Here is an 18,499-nt window from a genome sequence, read left to right as displayed (position 1 = left end):
CCGTGCGGCAGAAACAAGCGAGCGAGGAGCATGTAAGCGAGGCCGGGGAGGAAGAGCTGTCTCTGCGGCGCGGCTCCCTGGTTCGGAGGTGCCAATGACCATGAGGATCTACGACGACGAAGTCAAGCCAGCCACACGTGAGAGATGCCTGAAAGCTGAACCGCTGTCAAGAGCAACGGTACGCTCGTTTCTGACCTTACTCTGCTGTATGCTTCTCCTGCTGCTGCCGGAGAGCCAGGCCACGGCTGAGGCCAGTCGGAGCCTGTCTGTAGCCTCCGATGGACCGGGCGCGCTCTCCTATTTCGATCTGGCGCGCAAAGACTGCATCGGCACGGCCCGTAATACGACCTCGAAGGTCTGGTTTACGCTGGCCGACGGCGTCCTCAGCGATGTCTATTTCCCCACCGTCGACAATACCAATGTCAAGACTCTACAATACATTGTGACCGATGGGCGCACCTTCACCGACCTGCAGACGCGCGATACCACCTATAGCGTACAGCTCCTTGACGGGGCTGCCCTCGATTGTCGCGTCATCGCCACGGCGCGCAGCGGTCGCTATCGCATCGTCACCGATTACGTGACTGATCCAGCGCGCAATAGCGTCGTGATGCACCTGCGCTTTACGCCACTAGCTGGCAGTCTAAGCGATTATCATCTTTATCTGTATTTTGATCCAACGGTCAACGGTAACGGGGGCGGTGGAGCTGGAAACGGCGGAGCCGACAGTGCCCTGACCGATACCTCAACTGGTCAGCCGCTCCCGATAGCCTTCGACACGAACACGCGCAGCAATGCCGCCAATCGCAGCTATGCCGTGCCCGTCTATACAGCCCTTGCGGCCTCGCGGCCCTTCCTGCAGGTCAGCAACGGTTTTCTGGGAGCGGCCAGCGATGGGCTGGTGCAGCTTGAGCAGGCCCATGCCCTGACGCAGCTCTACGCCGAAGCCGACAATGGCAACGTCGTCCAGACAGCGGAGCTTGATCTCAGCCACGGCCCAGAGCTGACCGTGGCCCTGGGCTTTGGTACCACACGCACGGCGGCGCTACAGGCAGCCCGCGGCTCGCTGAATCTTCCTTTTGCGCGCATACGTGCCGACTATGCTGCGGGCTGGCAGCGCTATGATGCCATGCTGCGCCCGGCGCCGCGCCTGCCTGGAGTTGATGGAAAGCAATGGCAGGCGCTGCAGCGCGAGTACTATCTGAGCGCCAACGTCATCAAGGCCTCCGAGGACAAGACCTTTCCTGGGGCCATCGTCGCAAGCCTGGCCTCTCCCTGGGGTCAAGCCGTCTCTGCCGGTGATCCCAACAATCTCTTTTTCGGCTCCTACCGGGAAGTCTTTGCGCGCGACCTTTACGAAGCCTGGACCGGCTTGCTCCTGGATGGCGATCTCCAGACGGCCCGCGATGCGGTAACCTTCCTTTTCTACCGTCAGCAGCGCCCCGACGGCTCCATGCCGCGCAACAGTCTTCTCAACGGCCAGCTTGCTCCCGATTCCTTCGGTACCCAGCTTGATGAGACCAGCTATCCGATCTTGATGGCCTATCAGCTCCACATGAGCGACGCCGATCTCTATCAGCATCATATCAAGCCGGCGGCCTATTTTGTGATGAGCCACGGCCCAGCTTACGGCGTCGAGCGCTGGGAAGAGCAGAGCGGCTACTCACCCTCGACAATTGCGGCGGAGATCGCGGGCCTGGTGGCGGCGGCCCAGATCGCGCGCGCCAACGGCGATGAGGCCAATGCGCGGCTCTGGCTCGGGGTGGCCGACGACTGGCAGCGCTCGCTGGAGCGCTGGACGGTGACGACCACTGGTCCCCTGGCCACTCACCCCTACTATATTCGCCTGTCAAAGGCCGGCGATCCGAACGCGGCCATCAGCTATAATTTGGGCAACGGTGGCCCAACCCTCGACCAGCGCAGCGTGATCGATGCCGGCTTTCTAGAGCTAGTGCGCCTGGGACTGAAACCGGCCAGCGATCCTGTCATCGCGGAGTCGCTGCCGGTGGTCGATGCCACCATCAAGAGTCAGACGAGCAGCGGGCCGGGCTGGCATCGCTATAACGGTGACGGCTATGGCGACGGGGCCAGCGATGGGCATCCCTGGGCGCCTTCCGGCGTTGGTACGGGCCATGTCTGGCCGGTGCTGGGCGAAGAGCGGGGCGAGTACGCGCTTGCCAATGGCGACCTGGCGACGGCGGTCGAGCTGCTCACAACCATGCAGCGCTTTGCCTCGGGCGTCGGCCTCATTCCTGAACAGGACTGGGAGCTGCCCGATCTGGCTCCCTCGCCCTATGGAACCGACCCTACGGTGGCTTCCATTGGCTTCCAGAACGGTCATCCTGCTGGTTCGGCCTCGCCGCTGACCTGGGCTGAAGGGGCCTTTGTGCGTCTCTTTCTCGACCTGGGCGCTCGCTCCCTCTTGGAGCGGCCTACGGCCACTTATGCACGCTACGTGCTTCAGCGCCCGGGGCAGACGCCGCTCAGTATCGCCACCCCTGCCGATCTGACAGCGGTTGATGGCTCACCGGTGACCGTGCGCGGCAGCTCGGCCCCAGGCAATACGATCTATGTGGCGGGCACGAATACTGACAGCGACGGTCAGACAACACTGGTCAGCGCCGTTGCCGCGGCAGATGGCAGCTTCAGCGTCCAGTTGCCCATCAGCAGCGGCACCACTGTCATCACGGTGGTGGCCTTCAGTCCCGGAGGTGCCACGGCCCACGCAACGCGTACCATCGTCTGGGATTACACGCCCGGCACCGTGCTGCTCGACGTCAATGATCCCGCTGGCGATGACAACGGTCCTGGCAACTATGCCTATCCGACGGCCGGCGACTTCCACGCCGGGGCCTTCGATATCCTGGAATTCCGCGTGATCGATAGCGGGGATAGCATTGTCTTCAAGCTGAAGGTGCGCGATCTGACACCGACCTTTGGCAGCCCGCTCGGGGCTCAGCTCATTGATGTCTACGTCCACGATCCGAACGCGGCCCCCGCTGACACCTCAACGGCGGCTTCCTTCCCGCAGCGCAACTATACTATTGCTGCCGCCGCGGCCTGGAGCCGTCTGATTGAAGTGCAGGGCTTTGGGCAGCGCTACATCGATGCGCATGGCACCAGCCTGGGCAGCGTCAGCATCAGTGCAAACAGCATCTCGCGCTTTATCACCTTCAGCGTCCCGAAGGCCAGCCTGGGCCAGCCGGGGCCAGGTTGGGGCTTTACGGTCACCCTGACTGGTCAGGATGGCTTCCAGCCAGATCAGGCGCGGGCTTTCACGAGCACGCCTGGCCCCTACACCTTTGGCGTCTGCAGCACCGTCAGCAGCGACCCACACTGTACCGCTGATCCGGGCACGGTGCCGAAGGTCATCGATACTCTGACGCCGCCTGGGGTTCAGCAGGCCGATGAGCTGGACTATACGCGCCATCAACCGGTCGTCTTGCAAGATATCGTCATTCCCTAGCTGTGCTTCTTCCTTCGGGTCGTCCCTATGGGGGTGTTGGCGGCGCTCCTCGGCGCGGTACCCGATCCGGCGCTGAGGAGCGCCAGGCCCGGCGCAACCTGGCGCTGACCAACGGCAGAAGCCACCCTCATCCGGTCCAGGTACAGAGAACAGCGAGCCGTCCCATCCACACGGGATGAGACGGCTCCGCTGCGTTGCGTAGGGAAGCAGTCCCCCTGTACAAGACAGGAAAGGAGCACAGCGTAGAGAGAGATGAATCCGTCTGTCTGTTCCTTGCCTCCGGTGAGCAACCAGGGTCTCTCTCGCGGTGAGTGAGAGCGCTCCTCTTTTTTAGTGAGCCAGGGCCAGATGAGCCAAGCGGGCTGAGCGCCCGCCGCCCCTGCGTTAGCTCAGGCAGCGATCAAGCCCACTTTCGTCGCCGAAGCAGTGACCAGCGCGCGTGAGAATCACCACCCTGCGAATGCTAGAGAACTGCGTCAAGGTGGCAGTGATTTCGGCCTGCACGCGGGCATCAGCGCCGCTGCCGGGCGAGGTCAGCTGACGGCAGAAGCGTACAGTAGCCGTGCCAGGCTCGGGCCGGTCGCCGCGCTGGTTCAGGGTCAGCGTGAAGTCGGGGCCGCCGACTGGCAGCGGGGCCGCGCAGTTTGAAGGACCGCTGAGCAGGGTATTCAGCTCACTAAAGAGGCCGGCGCTGCGCTCGCTGGGTGTCGGTCCGGCGATTAGCATCTGTAGGGCAAAGGTGCCCACCGCTAGCGTGGGTGAGATGCGCTGGACAGGATAGACGGCGGCTGGATTCGTCTCTACCGACACAGGGTAGCGTGAGAAGAAGACTGTAATCGGGTAGCCAGCCGCCGAGGAGGCTCCGGCCTCTTGCCCCTGGACCATCGGCGCCGCATTGACCTGACTTTGCGCAAGGCTGGCCCCACTGCCTGGCAGGAGCCAGCCCGCCAGCGCCAGGCTGAAAGCCCCAAGGATAGAGATGAAAAGGCCCGGTAAGGCAGGCCTTTCGTTCTGATGAGTATTGCTAGACATTTAAAGATTTTATTCCTTACTTTTTAGATTAGAGAGATGCTTTAAAAGACAGTATACGGAAAGATGCAAGAGGTGATCGAAAAGGATCGGCCTCCACCGGGCCAAGCGGATAGGGACCAAGAAGCAGGTACCGCACGACCTCGGCGGAGACCTGCTTTCTAAAAAGAAGTATGCCTGTTGAGGTCGGGAGCCGACAATGAAGCAGCTCACAGCGTATTTGTGAACTAGATCACATTGCCGGCTCCTGCGGCCTGGGCCTGCCGAAGGCTGGATTGAAGCCTGTGAATAGAGGGCGGGACCTGGTGCGTTAGGAAGGGCCTGGACCTGGGCCGAGATGGCTGGCCGGCGCGGGTACTGGCTCGTCAACGGCAAACAGCTCGCGCAGATAGGCATTCAAAAAGATCCCCTGGGGATCGAGCTGCGCGCGCAGGCGACGGAAATCGTGCCAGCGTGGGTAAAGAGCCGCCAGCTCATCGGGGCGGCGCGTATGGATCTTGCCCCAGTGCGGGCGCCCCTCGTAGCGGCGGAAGATGGCCTCTACGTGGCGGAAATAGGGCTTATACTCCATCCCCTTGTACATGTGCACGGCCACATAAGCCGAGTCGCGTCCATAAGCCGGGCTGAGCCAGATGTCGTCACCCTTGACAAAACGGCACTCGACAGGGAAATGCACCTTAAAGCGCTGCTCCTCAATACAGGCGCGAATCTCTTCCAGCGCCGGGCGTAGCTGAGCTGCAGGAATGCTGTATTCCATCTCGACGAAGCGCACCAGGCGCGGCGTAGCAAAGATGCGGTGAGGATAATCGATCTCGTCGACGCTGGCCACGCCCAAAGCTGAGATACGGCTAATAGTGGCCGAGAGGGCCGGCACCAGGCGATTGGCCTCTGACAGCAGCCAAAAGACGCCGTTCTCCAGGACCAACTGATTGAGGTTACTCCACAGCCGGCCCCAGCGGCTGCCCTCGCGCACGGCCTCCGCAGTCGTATTGATCCACTTGGCCTGGACCCAAGGCGTATACGGGAACCAGAAAAACTCAAAGTGCTCGTTCTCCTCGCGGTAGCGCTCCAGATTGTCCAGACAATCTTGTAGCGAGGCGCGGCGCCCAATATAGTGCAGCGGGCGGGCCGGCACGACGCGCAAAGTGACCTTAGCAATGACGCCCAGGGCGCCCAGCGAGACCTGAGCGGCCTTGAAAAGATCGCGGTTTTCCTCTTCGGAGCATTCGATAAGGTCGCCGCTGGCGGTCACCAGAGTCAAACCGACAACCTGAGTGGCCAGCGAGCCGAAGCGGATGCCCGTGCCGTGGGTACCAGTGCTGATGGCGCCGGCGATGCTCTGGACGTCGATATCACCCAGATTCTCCTGAGCAAGACCGTGGGCAAGCAGCAGCTCGCCCAGGCGCCCGAGGCGCGTACCGGCGAGCACGACCGCGGTGCCGCGCTCCCGATCAACCTTTTCCAGGCCCTGCAAATGGTCCAGGGAGAGCAAAACGTCGTCGCTCTCAACGAGAGGCGTAAACGAGTGACCGGCGCCAGCAACGCGCAGATGGCGTCCGGCGCGCGCGCACTCCGCAACGGTCCCGGCTAGCTCTTCCAGACTGGCCGGTCGTACGATCTCGGCCCGACAGGCAACGGTGCCTGACCAGTTCCTCCAGCTGGCTTTCTCTCCGCCAATCATGGCCTGCTCCTCCATTTCACAGTGCAGATTTTCTTATAGCTTATTGGAGTTGTCGCCGGTAGAGGGCAGCGGCGGGCGCTGGATCTACCTGCCCGAGCGCTGCGCTGCCAGACTCTCTCTCGTTCACTGCTGCGATCTGCAGCGGGCGAGCGCGGGAGAACGGCTCACAGAAAGCATTGACCATCGCCGCGGTAGGTCGTGACCTTGTCGACGATAGAGCCATTGCTGACCAATAGCAGATGAGAGAAGCGCTCGCACAGCTCGCCGGCCTTGGCGTGACGCAGAAAGATCGGGTCGCCGAGAGAGAGCGCTATGGGACCTCTGTAACGGATGGGCGTCTGAACTTCGCCAGCGCCCTCGGTGGCGATGAGCTGGGCACCCTGGGGCAGGTACGGCTGCGGCAGCTTATCCGCGCCGGCGGCCCCGGAGGCGACGTAGCCCCCGCCCAGGCAGGTATAGATCTGCGGATGCGGGCGGCGCACGATCTCAATGGCGAAGCCTGCCGCCGGTTGATAGCGGAAGTCGCGGTAGTGGTCGAAGAGAGCCGGGCCATAGAAAGCCGAGCCGACTGTGATTTCGCTGACGCACTCCTCCAGGCGCGTCGTATGCACGCTACCAGTGCCGCCGCCATTCACAAAGCGCACCTGGGGAGCATACTCCCTGATCAGGGCCACCAGAGCGGCGCGTCGCGCGGCGATCTCGCTCAAAGAGCGGCGCTTGAGCCAGGTCACCAGGGCGTTCTTAAGCAACTGGCCCGGGTAGCGATCACCAACGCCAGCGATTTGCGCCTCGTAACCCATGATGCCATCAAGCCAGACATGGGGTGAGGACATGATGCGCGCAATGAGCGGGCGCACCTGCTCCGCCGTACGCAGCGGCGAACGCCAGACGCCGAAGTGCAGCCCGGGGAAGTCGACGGACATATCGATGTCAAGGCAGAGCGGCAGGCGCACACCGTAGCGGCGGGCAATCGTCTCGATGTGCTCCACGTGGGCCAGGCTGTCGACCATCAATGTGATATGGGCCCCGTCCGCCGTGGCGCGCGCCACAGCAGCGATGTCCTCCTCGTGCCAGGTGGGATAGCCGATCAGCAGATCGTCCAGGCCCTGGCGAGCCAGATAGACCGCCTCGCGCGCTGTAAAGGCCATGATGCCCTGAAAAGTCGGTTCAGTGGCCAGGATGCGCTTGATGACGGCAACGCTGCGCACCGATTTCGAGGCGATACGAATCCGCTTGCCGCCGGCGCGCGCGCGTGTCAGACGGATGTTCTCGTCCAGCAGGTCCAGATCAAGATAGGCAAAGGGCATCTGCTGCCCGCGAAAGACCGCCCGGTAGTACTGATAGTCGCGGGGCGTGGTCTGGGCAGAGGCACGGCTCTGATAGAGGCCGACCGGGGGAGCTGCTCCGTTGCTGAACGAGGCGGGAGACTGGGCCGGTGCCGCGTCGCTCATAGCCGGATGTTGCTGGGTCTGAGGTGGCTGAGGCTCGGTCATAGGCGGTTCCTCCTTGTGGCCGGCGAGGCGAGGTAAGGCAAAGCGATGCCAGGCCAGGCAAGCGAGGAGAGCAGCAGCGCTCTCCTCCCCAGAAGTTCAGTTCAATCGTAGCATTGTCGCCTCTGGGAAATCAAGCGTATTGCTGCCGGACTGCAAGCTTAAAGGAGGGAGGGCTGTCACAGAAGAGGGGCCTTACTCGTCTCCTCTAGTAGAACAAAAAAAGAGTGAACGATGTCTTCGGGGCAGGGTGAGGGAGCCAGGCTGGTGCCCATCCCACACAAGCAGGGCAATGGCCTCTCCCAATTCCCGATCGGCGGTATAGCCCGTACGCCCGCGCGCTGGCTGTCGCATGGCGGCGCGTGGGCATGACCTGGGGAAGTTCCAGGGCCGACGGTATAGTCCGATAGGAGAAGACTGACGATTGGAAGAGTTCGATCGCTATTATCCTCTACTCTTCGCCACTGCGCGCAGCCTGCTGGGCAGCAGCGATGAGATCGAGGATATTTTACAGGAAAGCTATATCCGCTATGCCACGGCTGCGGAGCAGCAGATCGGCTCGCTACGCGCCTATCTGCTGACGATTGTCACGCGTCTCTGCCTGGATCACCTCAAATCGGCCCGTGCGCAGCGCGAGCAGCCTCTTGGCCTCTGGCCGTCAGCGCCGGCGGAAGGGCCAACGACAGAGCCAGAAGCGCTGGTGGTTGAAACCCTTGAACAACGTGAAGCGCTGGCGCATGCGCTTTGGCTCCTGCAGGAGCGTCTCAGTCCCGCCGAGCGAGCCGTATTTCTCCTCCACGAAGCCTTTGCCTGTCCCTACGACGAGATCGCCAGCCTGCTCAACAAGAGCGCCAGTGCGTGCCGCCAGCTTCTGCACCGGGCGCGTCTGCGGGTCGCTCAGGCGCGGGTGCGCTTCAGCGTCAAGCCCGAAGATCATCGGGCCCTCTTGAACAGCTTCCTGTTAGCGGCTCAGGGCGGCCAGGTGCAGCGCCTGATCGAAACGCTGCTGCCGGCTGCGGCGAGGCCTGCGACGGAAGCGGCAAGCCTGACGATGACAGCGCTGGCCCCTGCTGACGAGCATGAGGAGCCACGAGCGCTGACTGCCCTGGAGGAGTGCCATGCCTGACAGTGACCAGCAAAGGGCCTTACTGAACGAGCAAGAGCGCCAACTGATGAAAAGAGCGCTCGCACTGGCGCGGGCCGTCGAGGGACGCACCAGCCCACGCCCGCCGGTGGGGGCGGTGCTTGCGCGCAACGGGCAGATTGTCGGCCAGGGGGCGACAGCCCCGCCCTATGGACCGCACGCCGAAGCGCTTGCTCTCAGGGCGGCTGGCCCCCAGGCCCAGGGGGCCGACCTCTATGTGACGCTAGAGCCGTGCTGCATTGCACTGCACACGCCTCCCTGTACCGAGGCCCTCATTGCGGCAGGCGTGCGGCGCGTCGTAGTGGCGGCTCGCGACCCCAATCCGCGCGTTGACGGGCGGGGCCTGGACCAGCTCCGGCGGGCCGGCCTGCTGGTCGAGCTGCTGGACGAAGATGATCCCCTGGCCCGGCAGGCGCGCGAGCTGCTGCGTCCCTTTGCCACCTTGATGCTGGCCCGGCGCCCCTATGTCACGGCCAAATGGGCCATGACCCTCGATGGCAAGATCGCCTCTCACACCGGTGACGCCTTCTGGATCAGCGGACCCCAGGCCCGCGCCTGGGCCCACGCCCTGCGCGATCGCGTCGATGCCATCCTCATTGGAGCCGGCACCGCGCGCCGCGATGATCCTCTGCTCACCGTGCGTCTGGCCGTCGGCGGCAGGCGCCGAGCGCGCCGCCCCCAGCCGCCGCGGCGCCTGATCATCACAGCCAGCGCTCACCTTCCGCCACAGCTGCGACTGCTCAACACGCCCGAGGAAGCAGAGACCTGGCTACTGGTCGGTGAGCACGTGCCTGCTGAGCGACGCCTCGCTCTGGCCCGTCCGGGGGTGCGTCTCATCGAGGTTCCCTGCGAGCCGACAGGACGCGTTGATCTCGGGCTGGCTCTGCAGCGCCTGGCCGCTGAGGGCCTCATGCATATCTTGCTTGAAGGAGGGGCCGCGCTGACGGGCAGCGCCTTTGACTGCCGCTGCATCGATCGGGTCGCGGTCATTGTCGCCCCCGCCCTCATCGGGGGAGCCAGGGCCCCGGTCCCCCTGGCCGGTCAGGGCCTGCCCTATCTGCGACTGGCGGCGACGCTGCGCAATCGCCGCATCCGGTCGCTTGGCCACGACCTGCTGATTGAGGGTGAGGTCGACTATCACCCCTCTACCGCGCTCGCCGACCCGACGGACCCGCCACCAGAGGCAGCAACTTCATGAGCACTGGCCAGAAAGTGAGTGAGTAAGAGAGAAAGCCCATGATAGAAGCAAGTCACCCATTAGCGACCGATGACCTGTGGCTATCCGTACCTGCCGCTGTGCGTCGACTGCAGGCCGGGCAGATGGTCTTGCTCTGCGACGACGAGACGCGCGAGCACGAGGCCGATCTTTGCCTGGCAGCCCAGTTCGCGACCGCCGAGCGCATCAATTTTATGCTCCAGCAGGCACGCGGCCTGCTCTGCGTAGCCCTGGCCGGCGAGCGACTCGATGCCCTGGCCATTCCCCTGGCCGAGCGCGCTCATGCGCCCCTGCAGGACACGGCCTTTACGGCCTCGGTCGACGCCCGCCGCGGCACCACGACCGGCGTCTCTGCTCATGACCGCGCATTGACCGCTCGTCTACTCGTTGACCCAACCGCACAGCCGGAGGACTTCGCGCGCCCGGGCCATCTCTTTCCGCTGCGAGCCCACCCGGCCGGCACCCTGGGCCGCCGTGGCCACACTGAGGCCGCCGTCGACCTCATGCGTCTGGCTGGTCTAGAGCCGGGGGCAGTCATCTGTGAAGTACTCGATGAGCAGGGTGAGCCGGCGCGCGGTCCAACCTTATGGCACTTCGCCCGGCGCCACGGCCTGGGTCTCCTCACCGTCGAAGCCATCGCCCGCTTTCGACGCGAGCAGCGCGTGATGCTAGTCAATGAGACACGCCTGCCACTCCCAGAAGGCGACTTTCGCCTCCGTCATTACCGCGACACCCGTCAAGCGCGCGACTACCTGGCCCTCGTCCTGGGGGAATTGGACAACAAAGATAGGCCGCCGCTGGTGCGCCTCCACTCGGCCTGTACCACCGGCGAAATCTTCGGCTCCCAGCGCTGCGATTGCCAGGCCCAGCTCAAACAGGCCCTGGCGCTCATCGGGCACGAAGGGCGTGGCCTGCTGCTCTATCTCCCCCAGGAGGGGCGCGGCATAGGCCTGGCTGGTAAACTGCATGCCTATCGTCTCCAGGACAGCGGCTACGATACCGTCGAAGCCAATGAGCGCCTCGGCTATCCTGCCGATGCCCGCTCTTACGACGAGGCCGTCGCCATCCTGGCAGAGCTGGGCCTGCGCCGCCTGCGCCTGCTGACCAACAATCCGGCTAAGCTCCAGGCCTTGCAGGCCGCCGGCCTCCAGGTCGAGCGCATTCCGCTAGAGATCACGGCTGGCGACGATAACCGCGCCTACCTCGAAGTCCGGCGTCGGCGCCTGGGCCATCTGCTCACAGCCTCCCCCGGATCATCCCCGGCTGAAGCCGTCAAATACATCGACCAGAGTAGCAGGCGAACAGAGGAGGTGCCGCATGTCGGAAGCTGCCAGCACTGAGGAGCGGCCCGCTGGCCGCGGGCTGCGCATCGCGCTCGCCGTTGCCCGTTACCATCCCCAGATCACAGGAGCCATGCAAGAGCTGGCGCGTTGCAGCCTCATAGCCCACGGCGTTGCCGCCGAGGACATCGACATCTGGCATGCTCCCGGCTCCTTCGAGCTTCCCCTACTGGCCCAGGCCCTGGCCACCAGCCAGCGCTACGACGCCATCATCTGCCTGGGCTGCGTCATGAAAGGCGAAACGCGCCACGATGTCCTTGTCGGAGACGCCGCCGCCCGGGGCCTCCAGCGCGTCGCCCTTGAAAGCGGCCTGCCGATCATCTTCGGCGTCATCTGCGCCTCCAATCGCCTCCAGGCCCAGGCCCGCATTCCCCGCGCCGCTGAGTGCGCCCTCGCCGCCATCGAGCTGGTTGGCACCCTGCGGCGTATTCGCTCCTCCGGGACTAAAGGAGCCGAGGCGCCCCGCCAACCGGACCAGAGCACAGGCGAAAGGAGCAGCTAACGGATCATGTTTACTGGCATTGTCGAAGCCGTGGGCAGGATAATCGCAGCCAGCGCTACCGCGCTAGAAATCGCCGTGCCGTCAGACTGGACCGATGTCAAAGTTGGCGACAGCATCGCCGTTGACGGCGCCTGCCTCACCGTTGTCGTGCGCGGCGCGCACTGGCTGCGGGTTGAACTCATGCCCGAGACCTTGCGCCGCACGCGCTTCGCCGCCCTTGTCGAGGAGAAAGCGCACGAGCCAGAAGAGCGCGCCGTCAATCTGGAGCGCTCGCTCCCCGTAGGAGGACGTTTCGGAGGGCACATCGTTCAAGGGCATGTCGAAGCCGTCGTCGCTGTCCTCAGCACGCGCGAAGAAGGCAACTCCCTCATCTGTGAAATTGCCTTGCCCGTGGCCCTGCAGCCCTACATCGTCCCCAAAGGCTTCGTGGCCCTGAACGGCGTCAGCCTCACAGTGGTCACCTGCCAGACCGACCGCTTCTCCGTGGCCCTTATCCCATACACACGGGCCCACACTAACCTTGGCCACCTGCGCCCGGGCCGCCTGCTCAACCTGGAGAGCGACATCATCGGGCGCTACCTTGTCCAGCTCCTGGGCCGCTATGCTTTCGCGGACCAGAACCAGCCCCAGCCTCTGCCAGGCGCGCGCAACCCTGCAGCGGGCCCTCCAATACAGCAGGAGCAGGGAATAGCAGAGAGCGAAGCCCCAAAACGCCAGGAAGGGTAACGAAGTGAGCAGCTTCCTTGCTGGCTCCCCCGCTACCCTTCCAGCCGGGGTGAACGACGCTCGCTATGAGGTGGGTCTGCTAAGAAGCAAGGGTCAGCAACTGATAGCCACAATCAGAGAGAGCTATTGCAAAGCGACGGCGAAGACATGCATTCTGCCGCCGCTCACCGCTGCCGGCAAGGTCACACTTTTCACCGTCTTCCCCTGCGGCAGGGCAATGCTCACATAGAACAAGTAGCACTTCATCTGAACCGGACCGCTGGGACTATTAAAGTACGGCATACTGACCGCCTGTGGACTGCCCGGCAGCGGACGCGAGCCACCACCGTCAAGGGTCCAGTCGCTAAAGGCAATGGGAACCGTCAGCGTTGTCCCATCGGTAAAGGTAATCACGAGCTGACCGCGAGCAACGCCATGATCAGCGGCCCCCAACAGACCGAGCAACCTGGCGCGTGGCTGATGCTCCACCGGCAAGGTCTGGCCTGCCGCCACATAGTTATCTGGTTCGCCTGACAGCACATTGGGCCAGACGAAGACGAAGCCACCTGCAAAGACATGATCGCCGGGATTGACGCCAGCCCGCTGGAGGGCCTGGGCCGAATAGCTATTGCCCCCCTGATCAAAGTTGGCCGCTGTCGGTCGATCATCGTTGCTGACGCCCACATTATTGTAAGCGGGCACAGTCTGCGGCTCGGACTGGGCCGGCCCGCCGGCTGCCGAGCCGCTGGGCGCTGATCCAGCAGCCGAGAGCGACGCCGGTGGCACTGCCGCCGCCAGGGCACTCAGTGCCCGCGGCCCCGGCCTCAAGCCGCTGGCCGGGTTGCGCCCCGGCCCCGGCTCCGACTGAGGACCGGGCTGGCCCTGGGGACCCGGCCTGGTCTGCGGTCCAGCATGGGGCAAACGCAGCGGCTGCACCGGATGCGGCTCCGGTCCCTGCGGTCCTCCCTGCCTCTGGCCTGGGGAAGGCAGGAGGCGTACCGTAGGCAGCAGCCCGTAGATCACAAGAGCCTTCCCGCTCGGCACAAAGACCCGCCCATCGGCCACTGTCGGTACACTGAACTTCACATACCCTGGCAGGCTGTCACGCTCGGGGCTTTGGTCGCTGCTGTACAGCTCATGCGCCAGATTGCTGGCATCGTAGGCCCGCAGCACCCCGCGCGGATCGACCAGCCAGAGAATGCCCGTACCGGCGCGGTTCCCACTGGACGTGACCACTACATTAGCGCCCGGAAAAGGCAGCTCTTCCGGCGTGGCCGAGACCGGCTGAGACGAGAGGCGGCCATTATTGAGCAGCCGATAAGCCACCACCGGACGATTCACGCTCGCGAAGTAGACATACTCGCCATCAGGACCCCGCCAGTAGGCCGGCGTGCTGAAGAGGCCGCCGATCGTCGTGGGCGGAAACTCCTGGACGATCTGATCGACATCGCTGCGCCCCTGGTGATTGCAGGCGTCAGGAATAGTATGGTAGTGGCCCAGCCGATTGCGGGCCAGAACATAGATGCGCCCCTCTTTCCCCGAAGCGATCAGCTCCCCAACCGTTGGCAGCAGCAAGGGAGCGGCTGAGCCGAGATCGGCATCGGCATCGTCCAGGCAGCGCTCATTGAAGGGCGTAAAATAGTCCACCAGGCGCAGATCAGGCGAGAGCTTGCCCACCGAATCGCCAGCATTGCGCCCGCCCAGGTGGAGATTAAACGAGCCATTGCCGCTCGTAAAATAGAGGAAACCACGCTCATCGGCGGTCAAAGCACCGCCAGAGCCCCAGATTCCGGCGCGGGCCCCATCGGGCGTATCGTTAAAGACCGCCGTCTGACGGAAAGCGCTCCCGGTGTACTGGTAGCTCATGATCCAGCCGTGGTACGGCATATTATCGCAGAACGAGCCCCAGGCGATATAGATCTGCCCATTCGCCAGCACCAGAGCAGCACGCTGGCGCTGGAAGCGCGGATCGAAAGCGAGCAGGCCGCGGCGACTACCGGCGCCCGTCCCACGTACACTTGCCTGGATAGTAACCGGGCTGCCCTTGCGCTCCTGGCCGGTCGTAACATCCAGCGCATGGAGGCGATAGACCAGGCGTCCGCCCTCCTTGGTAAAAGCCACCACATAGAGCGTGCGGGTAGCGGCATCGATCACCGGCGTGCCCGTGATACCGATCTCGGGCACCAGGTCGTTACAGGCCACATCGTGGTTTGTAGGCACCTGAACACCGCGCCCCAGAAAGCTCGTGCGCCACAACAAAGCGCGCTCGGGCCTGGTGGCATCGGCATCAAAGGCGTAAACACTATCATGCTCAGTTGCCACAAAGACCACATTGCGCACCCGGCCCTGAATCGGCAGGCTGGGCACATAGAGCGGCTGAGCATAGACCTGGCCATCGACGGCCAGCGTCAGGCGCTTGCCGAAAGTACTGACATTAACGTTACTCGTTGTCAGCAGCACCTCCGCCGGATTGTGACCGCTGTGGCGGTTATTGTACTTGAACGTCAGCACAGCGGTACCGCTTGCCGGGGCAGCGTGGGCGACAGGGGCAACAGGCTGCTGGGCGTGGCCCACACCCTGTCGATCGGAGGTGGGCTTCCAGGCCAGCGCCCTATCGGTTCCGCCGGGCAGCCAGGAGGAAAAGAGCAGGCCCCCGAGTAGCAGCAGGGGCAAGGCTGCTACTACTCGGGGCAACAAGCGAGAGAGGTTGATCATCACGTCTCCTTCACCACTGCAGTCAGATAAGCAAGCAGGGGCATGGCGTCTACTGCCCGTCGGCGATCAGGACAGGAACGGAGTAGCAGCTCTTCCTCTCCTCGTGCTTGCTTGCTTGCTTCTCCTTGCTTCCACTCGCGCGTCGCGTCAACCCCTTACTGGAGGCGATTTCGTGTGTCGACGATCTGTGGCTTACTTGCGTCACATCACGTACACCGGCTTACTTTCCCCAGAAGCAGCTTACATGCTGCTTCCATTACTTATGATACTCAAGACACAAAATGAAAATCAGTATCTCAATCATGATCAATAGATTGACAGGGAAAGGAAAGCGAACGAGAGGAAGAGCGTGGAAAGTCGCGTGGTTGTTCATGGGAAGCAATAGCCAATTGTCCTGGAGGCTGGTCGAACGAAAAGATCTATGCTATCATAACAGAGCCAATCATCGTAAAGACGAGGCCTATCCCACTCAGCTCGCGTCCATCGCAGGGGCCTCAATTCCCCTTGAGAAGACTGACCTATCATGAAGAAGATCGGCAAGTGGCTCCATTTGACATTGCGGCGCTGGAGGGTGGCCTGTAGGAAGGAACTCTATCCCCCCCCTGAACCGCTACCACGGGGACGCGCCTTCTGGCTGGCCCTGGGTCTGGTAGTTGTGGCGATGCTCGCCTACAGCATCTATTTCATCATCTTTGTGACCAGCAAGCAGGATGCTTTTGCCACCAATGGCGAAGACCTGGGCATTATGGACCAGGCGATCTGGAATACGCTGCATGGCGCCTTGCTTCACCAGACCATCTGCAACGTCCTGACCGATACCAACTGCTACGGCCTGGAGGGCATCAATCGCTTTGCCATTCACTATGAGCCGATTCTTTTTTTAATTGTGCCGCTCTATATTTTTTGGGCTGATCCGAAAACGTTGCTGATTCTCCAGGTGCTGGTTGTCGCCACGGGGGCGCTGCCGGCCTTCTGGCTGGCCCGCCTGCGTCTGCGCAGCGATCTGGCGGCCGTGCCGTTTGCCCTGCTCTATCTGCTCTATCCCGCGCAGCAGTATGCCGTCGACTATGACTTTCATGCCGTGACGCTGACGCTCTCCCTGCTGCTCTTTGCGCTCTATTTCATGTACACGCGGCGCAACGGCTGGCTGCTGGCCTTCGTGATTTTGTCGCTGGCCTGCAAGGAAGAGATCGCCGGCGTCATCGCTCTACTGGGCCTGTGGATAGCGCTCTTTCAGCGGCGCTGGCGCGTCGGCCTGATCATTTTCGGGCTGGCCCTCGGTTGGACCGCCATCGGCCTGCTGGTCGTCCACTATGCCAGCCCTGTGGGTCACTCGCTACTGGCTTCCCGCTGGTCCGAATACGGTGACTCACCGCTAGAGGTAGCCCTGACCATTCTGCGTCATCCCCTGCAGGTGGTGCGCGAGCACGTGCTTGAAGCGCAGCATCGCCTCTATCTGCAGAAACTGCTCACGCCGGCGGGCTATCTCCCGCTGCTGGCCCCCTGGGTACTGGTCCTGGCCTCGCCGACGCTGGCCCTCAATCTGCTCAGCTCGTCGCCCAATATGTACAGTGGCCGCTACCAGTACAATGCCGAGATCGTGCCGATTCTGATCTTTGCGACCATTGAGGGAACGGTCCTGCTGCTCTGGCTGCTGCGGCTGCTGGTGCGCCGCGGGAGCGACCTGCTGGCGACCTTGAGAGCGCGGACCCTGACCGCCACCACCAGAGCAGCAAACGACCGTCCTTCAGCCTGGCCGCTGAGATCGGCGGTCTCGCCGTCAGGTTGGCAGCTCTGGCCTGTGGTGCGTGCTCTCTTCCTGCTACTCTTGTTGAGCTACGTGATGGTCCATGCGGTAAAGGCGACCGCCCGCTACGATGTCTATAGTGCCATGCCCTACGCTGCCGGCTTCATCTGGCCAGCGCCGGATGCCCACGATCGCCTTGCCGCTCGCTTCCTGCAAGAGATTCCGCCCGCGGCCTCGGTCTCTACCCAGACGATGCTGGTGCCGCATCTCAGCGAGCGGCGCAGTATCTATCTCTTCCCCTATGGAGCGGGCTACGCCGACTATATCCTGCTGAACGCCCCAGGCTACTATTATCCTTTCAAGAGCTATGCCGACTATGAACGGGCGGTCGACGCGGTGCTCAGCAGCGGAGAGTACGGCGTGATCGATATGCAGGAGGGCTATATTCTCCTCAAGAAGGGGGCCACAACCTCGGCCAACGCGCGAGCAGCCCGCATGGTGGCCCAGTATCGCCATACAGACTAAGCGGCGCAAAAGGACGCAAGCTTGCTTGCCTCTCTTGCGGGCTTCTTCCGCACCTTGACGCCCTTTTGCGCCCTGACCTATAATAATCAATAATCGATTGTGCCTGTTCGCAGGTGAGAAGCCGTGTCCCGGCATACGGGGCCAATTTGTGCGGGATTGCTACGCCAATGAACATACGTACTCCTATTCTGGGCAGGCGCGTTCTACGCGAAGATATCAAGGAATTCCTGATCGATGCCATTATCAAAGGCCAATATCGGCCTGGCGATCGCATCATTGAGAGCCGCGTGGCGCAGGAACTGGGGGTGAGTCAGGGGCCGGTGCGTGAAGCCCTGCGCGACCTGGAGCTGCTTGGCTTCGTCGTCAGCTCGCCCTATCGGGGCACACAGGTGCGCAAAGTCTCGCGGCGCGACCTGCTGGAACTCTATCCGATTCGGGCTGCGCTAGAGGGGGTCGCGGCCCATGCGGCGGCGACGCGCATCGATGAGGCCACACTGCAGCAGCTAGAGGAGCTGCTCAACGAGATGCGCGACGCTGCTGGGCGCAACGAGCTACACGCCCAAACAGCCGCCAATATTGCCTTTCACCGGCTGATTGTGCAGGCGGCGGGCAATCGCCTGCTGCTGCAGTATTGGGACAGCATGCAGCTCTATACCACGACCTTTGTGACCGTGGCGATGGCGCAGCGTACGCCGCAGGAGCTGGCTGAGCGGCACCAGGTGATCATCGAGGCGCTGCGGGCCCGTGATCCGCAGCGCGCTGAGCAGGTGATGCGACGTCACATCGAAGAGGCCGGCGAATGGCTCCAGATGGCTCCGCTGGCCGAAGAAGAGCGCGACCACAACTGAAGTCGGGCCGGATCGAGTGGCCCTGCTCGGACAAGGCTGCCCCGCTGGAAAAATAGGCAGCCTGCTTTCCTGCTCTGCGGGCAGATCAGCT

12 protein-coding genes are annotated in these 18,499 nt (G+C 63.1%); 8 read left to right on the top strand and 4 right to left on the bottom strand.

Annotated elements, in window-relative coordinates:
* The first annotated feature begins 208 nt into the window (after nt 1-208).
* Nucleotides 209-3,466, top strand: coding sequence for a glucodextranase DOMON-like domain-containing protein (locus tag AC6H1L_RS07165; protein ID WP_497600842.1), 3,258 nt, complete (start codon nt 209-211; stop codon nt 3,464-3,466).
* A 384-nt stretch (nt 3,467-3,850) separates the two neighbouring features.
* Here the strand turns inward: AC6H1L_RS07165 and AC6H1L_RS07160 are convergent, their stop codons facing one another.
* The 3 genes from AC6H1L_RS07160 to AC6H1L_RS07150 form a co-directional block, all read right to left on the bottom strand.
* The gene (locus AC6H1L_RS07160; RefSeq protein WP_497600841.1) at nt 3,851-4,498 is read right to left on the bottom strand and encodes a GerMN domain-containing protein; all 648 of its coding nucleotides are present in this window, start codon (nt 4,496-4,498) and stop codon (nt 3,851-3,853) included.
* A 307-nt stretch (nt 4,499-4,805) separates the two neighbouring features.
* Nucleotides 4,806-6,176 carry a D-arabinono-1,4-lactone oxidase gene (locus tag AC6H1L_RS07155; protein WP_497600840.1) on the bottom strand — a complete coding sequence of 457 codons (1,371 nt, stop codon included), beginning with the start codon at nt 6,174-6,176 and terminating at the stop codon, nt 4,806-4,808.
* Nucleotides 6,177-6,340: 164 nt separating this feature from the next.
* Nucleotides 6,341-7,483, bottom strand: coding sequence for an amino acid deaminase/aldolase (locus AC6H1L_RS07150; RefSeq protein WP_497601520.1), 1,143 nt, complete (start codon nt 7,481-7,483; stop codon nt 6,341-6,343).
* A 607-nt stretch (nt 7,484-8,090) separates the two neighbouring features.
* Between AC6H1L_RS07150 and AC6H1L_RS07145 the strand changes: the two genes are divergently transcribed.
* From AC6H1L_RS07145 to AC6H1L_RS07125, 5 genes are read left to right on the top strand one after another with little or no spacing between them, the layout of a single operon-like run.
* Nucleotides 8,091-8,792, top strand: coding sequence for a sigma-70 family RNA polymerase sigma factor (locus AC6H1L_RS07145; protein ID WP_497600839.1), 702 nt, complete (start codon nt 8,091-8,093; stop codon nt 8,790-8,792).
* Nucleotides 8,785-10,008: a bifunctional diaminohydroxyphosphoribosylaminopyrimidine deaminase/5-amino-6-(5-phosphoribosylamino)uracil reductase RibD gene (ribD, locus tag AC6H1L_RS07140; RefSeq protein ID WP_497600838.1), complete on the top strand. Its 1,224-nt coding sequence runs from the start codon at nt 8,785-8,787 to the stop codon at nt 10,006-10,008. Before AC6H1L_RS07145 ends, ribD begins: the two co-directional genes overlap by 8 nt.
* 38 nt (nt 10,009-10,046) lie before the next feature.
* The gene (ribA, locus tag AC6H1L_RS07135; RefSeq protein ID WP_497600837.1) at nt 10,047-11,366 is read left to right on the top strand and encodes a GTP cyclohydrolase II; all 1,320 of its coding nucleotides are present in this window, start codon (nt 10,047-10,049) and stop codon (nt 11,364-11,366) included.
* On the top strand, nt 11,344-11,868 hold the full coding sequence (ribH, locus tag AC6H1L_RS07130; protein ID WP_497600836.1) for a 6,7-dimethyl-8-ribityllumazine synthase: 525 nt from the start codon (nt 11,344-11,346) through the stop codon (nt 11,866-11,868). Before ribA ends, ribH begins: the two co-directional genes overlap by 23 nt.
* 6 nt (nt 11,869-11,874) lie before the next feature.
* Entirely contained in the window at nt 11,875-12,594 is a 720-nt protein-coding gene (locus AC6H1L_RS07125; protein WP_497600835.1) for a riboflavin synthase, read from the top strand.
* 123 nt (nt 12,595-12,717) lie between these two features.
* Here the strand turns inward: AC6H1L_RS07125 and AC6H1L_RS07120 are convergent, their stop codons facing one another.
* On the bottom strand, nt 12,718-15,288 hold the full coding sequence (locus AC6H1L_RS07120) for a beta-sandwich domain-containing protein (protein WP_497600834.1): 2,571 nt from the start codon (nt 15,286-15,288) through the stop codon (nt 12,718-12,720).
* A gap of 523 nt (nt 15,289-15,811) precedes the next feature.
* Here AC6H1L_RS07120 and AC6H1L_RS07115 point away from each other — a divergent pair.
* Nucleotides 15,812-17,560, top strand: a complete 1,749-nt coding sequence (locus tag AC6H1L_RS07115; RefSeq protein ID WP_497600833.1) for a DUF2079 domain-containing protein — start codon at nt 15,812-15,814, stop codon at nt 17,558-17,560.
* 167 nt (nt 17,561-17,727) lie between these two features.
* Complete coding sequence (locus tag AC6H1L_RS07110) at nt 17,728-18,408, top strand: GntR family transcriptional regulator (protein WP_497600832.1); 681 nt, start codon at nt 17,728-17,730, stop codon at nt 18,406-18,408.
* Nucleotides 18,409-18,499: the final 91 nt, after the last annotated feature.

The sequence above is a fragment of the Thermogemmatispora argillosa genome, assembly GCF_059696725.1.
Note: the sequence above shows the minus strand (reverse complement) of the source record. Positions and strands in the feature narration are given on the sequence as shown.

What these genes read in the sequence shown, in the direction of transcription:
- AC6H1L_RS07115 (WP_497600833.1), top strand. Translation starts at nt 15,812, where the DNA reads ATGAAGAAGATCGGCAAGTGGCTCCATTTGACATTGCGGCGCTGGAGG.
- ribA (WP_497600837.1), top strand. Translation starts at nt 10,047, where the DNA reads ATGATAGAAGCAAGTCACCCATTAGCGACCGATGACCTGTGGCTATCC.
- ribH (WP_497600836.1), top strand. Translation starts at nt 11,344, where the DNA reads ATGTCGGAAGCTGCCAGCACTGAGGAGCGGCCCGCTGGCCGCGGGCTG.
- ribD (WP_497600838.1), top strand. Translation starts at nt 8,785, where the DNA reads ATGCCTGACAGTGACCAGCAAAGGGCCTTACTGAACGAGCAAGAGCGC.
- AC6H1L_RS07125 (WP_497600835.1), top strand. Translation starts at nt 11,875, where the DNA reads ATGTTTACTGGCATTGTCGAAGCCGTGGGCAGGATAATCGCAGCCAGC.
- AC6H1L_RS07110 (WP_497600832.1), top strand. Translation starts at nt 17,728, where the DNA reads ATGAACATACGTACTCCTATTCTGGGCAGGCGCGTTCTACGCGAAGAT.
- AC6H1L_RS07150 (WP_497601520.1), bottom strand. Translation starts at nt 7,483, where the DNA reads ATGCCCTTTGCCTATCTTGATCTGGACCTGCTGGACGAGAACATCCGT.
- AC6H1L_RS07155 (WP_497600840.1), bottom strand. Translation starts at nt 6,176, where the DNA reads ATGATTGGCGGAGAGAAAGCCAGCTGGAGGAACTGGTCAGGCACCGTT.
- AC6H1L_RS07165 (WP_497600842.1), top strand. Translation starts at nt 209, where the DNA reads ATGCTTCTCCTGCTGCTGCCGGAGAGCCAGGCCACGGCTGAGGCCAGT.
- AC6H1L_RS07120 (WP_497600834.1), bottom strand. Translation starts at nt 15,288, where the DNA reads ATGATCAACCTCTCTCGCTTGTTGCCCCGAGTAGTAGCAGCCTTGCCC.
- AC6H1L_RS07160 (WP_497600841.1), bottom strand. Translation starts at nt 4,498, where the DNA reads ATGTCTAGCAATACTCATCAGAACGAAAGGCCTGCCTTACCGGGCCTT.